The sequence below is a fragment of the Streptomyces sp. NPDC111802 genome, from assembly GCF_055634335.1.
On sequence record NZ_JBVKCZ010000190.1, the window covers coordinates 1 to 2,230 of the forward strand.

2 protein-coding genes are annotated in these 2,230 nt (G+C 68.9%); both read left to right on the forward strand.

Annotated elements, in window-relative coordinates; genetic code table 11:
• Window positions 1-287 precede the first annotated feature (287 nt).
• Window positions 288-1,313: an ATP-binding cassette domain-containing protein gene (locus ACZ7NC_RS45315; RefSeq protein WP_471498261.1), complete on the forward strand. Its 1,026-nt coding sequence runs from the start codon at window positions 288-290 to the stop codon at window positions 1,311-1,313.
• The gene (locus ACZ7NC_RS45320) at window positions 1,310-2,131 is read left to right on the forward strand and encodes an ABC transporter permease (protein WP_471498265.1); all 822 of its coding nucleotides are present in this window, start codon (window positions 1,310-1,312) and stop codon (window positions 2,129-2,131) included. Before ACZ7NC_RS45315 ends, ACZ7NC_RS45320 begins: the two co-directional genes overlap by 4 nt.
• Window positions 2,132-2,230: the final 99 nt, after the last annotated feature.

Genomic DNA, 2,230 nt, shown 5'->3' on the forward strand with positions numbered 1-2,230 from the left:
CCCGCGGCGTCTGGTGCGTGCTCTCGGCGTGCCGGGCGGAAGCCCTCGTACTGGACGTACTTGGGCTTCCGCCCGGTGCGGCGAGAGCATGTGCCAGGCGTCGCGGGGCAGGCGGGACTTTGCGGACACGGCCTAGAGCCGTGCGGCACCGATAGAGCCACTGCGGCACCAGGGCAGCCCCGTCGATCTTCCCCCGTCGGCGGGGCTGTCGGCCGTTGGCCGACCGTGTGGGTGGCTGTCGGTGGCTTGTCGGTGGTTTGTCGGTGTGGCCTGGCACCGTCTTCCCCATGACGCGAATCGACAAGAAGCCGGGCGGCGGGAGCAACGCCGTCTCCGTGCGGGGGTTGGTCAAGCACTACGGCGAGACCAAGGCTCTGGACGGTGTGGACCTGGATGTGCGTGAGGGCACCGTCATGGGGGTGCTGGGACCGAACGGGGCGGGCAAGACCACCCTGGTGCGGATCCTGTCGACACTGCTGGCGCCGGACTCGGGGCTGGCGACCGTCGTCGGGTACGACGTCGTACGGCAGCCCCGGCAGCTGCGCCGGGTGATCGGACTGACCGGGCAGTACGCCTCCGTGGACGAGAAGCTCCCGGGCTGGGAGAACCTCTATCTCATCGGGCGGTTGCTCGATCTGCCCCGCAAGGAGGCACGCAGGCGTGCCGACGAACTGCTGGAGCGGTTCTCGCTGACCGAGGCGGCCAAGCGGCCCGCCTCGACCTACTCCGGCGGTATGCGGCGGCGGCTCGACCTGGCCGCCTCCATGATCGGACGGCCGGCCGTGCTGTTCCTCGACGAGCCGACCACGGGACTCGACCCGCGCACCCGCAACGAGGTGTGGGACGAGGTCAAGACGATGGTCGGGGACGGGGTGACCGTGCTGCTGACCACGCAGTACATGGAGGAGGCCGAGCAGCTCGCCTCCGAGCTGACCGTGGTCGACCGGGGCAAGGTCATCGCGGGCGGCGGCATCGAGGAGCTCAAGGCCAAGGTCGGCGGGCGGACGCTCCGGGTCCGGCCGGTCGATCCCCTGCAGCTGCGCCCGCTCGCCGGGTACCTCGACGAGCTCGGCATCACCGGGCTCGCGACCACCACCGTGGACGCCGCCACCGGCACGCTCCTGGTGCCGATCCTCAGCGACGAGCAGCTGACCGCCGTGGTCGGCGCCGTCACCGCGCGCGGGGTCACGCTCGCCTCCATCACCACCGAACTACCCAGCCTGGACGAGGTGTTCCTCTCCCTCACCGGCCACCGCGCCAGTGCCCCGCAGGACACCGTGCCCACCGACGACCGCGAGGAGGTCGCCGTATGAGCGCCGCCACCGTCACCACCCCCACCGCCACGGATGACGCCCGTATTTCGCTGCGCGGGCATCTGCGGCACACCGGCGCGCTCGTGCGCCGCAACCTGCTGTGGATCCGGCAGGACCCGGAGTCGATGGCCGACGCGCTGCTGATGCCGGTCATCTTCACCCTGCTGTTCGTGTTCGTCTTCGGCGGCTCGATCGGGCAGGCGCTGGGCGGCGGCCAGGACCAGTATGTGCAGTACGTGATCCCCGGCATGATCGCGATGATGAGCATGACGCTGTCGCAGGGCGTCGGCACCGGGTTCAGCCAGGACTTCAACTCCGGTGTCATGGACCGCTTCCGGTCGCTGCCGATCGGGCGCGGCTCGGTGCTCTTCGCGAAGATCTCGGTGGAGCTGCTGCGGATGCTGTTCGCGACCACCGTGCTGATGATCGTCTCCGTGCTGGTCGGGTTCGACATCACCAACTGGCCCGGCCTGTTCGCGACCGTGGCCCTGTCCACGGCGTTCGCCTCGTCGATCATGTGGGTGTTCCTCACCCTGGGCGTGATCATGAAGAACGCGCAGTCCGTGCAGGCGATGGGCTTCCTGGTGCTGTTCCCGCTGCAGTTCGGCTCGTCGATCTTCGCGCCGACGACCTCGATGCCGGGCTGGCTCCAGGCCTTCACCGACTACAACCCGCTGTCGACGCTCGCGGACGCCGCGCGCGGACTGATGGTGGGCGGTCCGGTCGCGCACGACCTGTGGGTGACCCTCGGCTGGTCGGTGGCCATCACGGCGATCATGGCGCCGGTCGCGATCCACAAGTTCCGCACGAAGAGCTGACGTCGGCCCTTAGAGAGCGTTTGATTTGAGTTGATTGCACCTTATGTCTTAGTAGGTGCCTCGCCAGGTAGGTGTGGTCTCGTCCGTTATGCGCTTGGC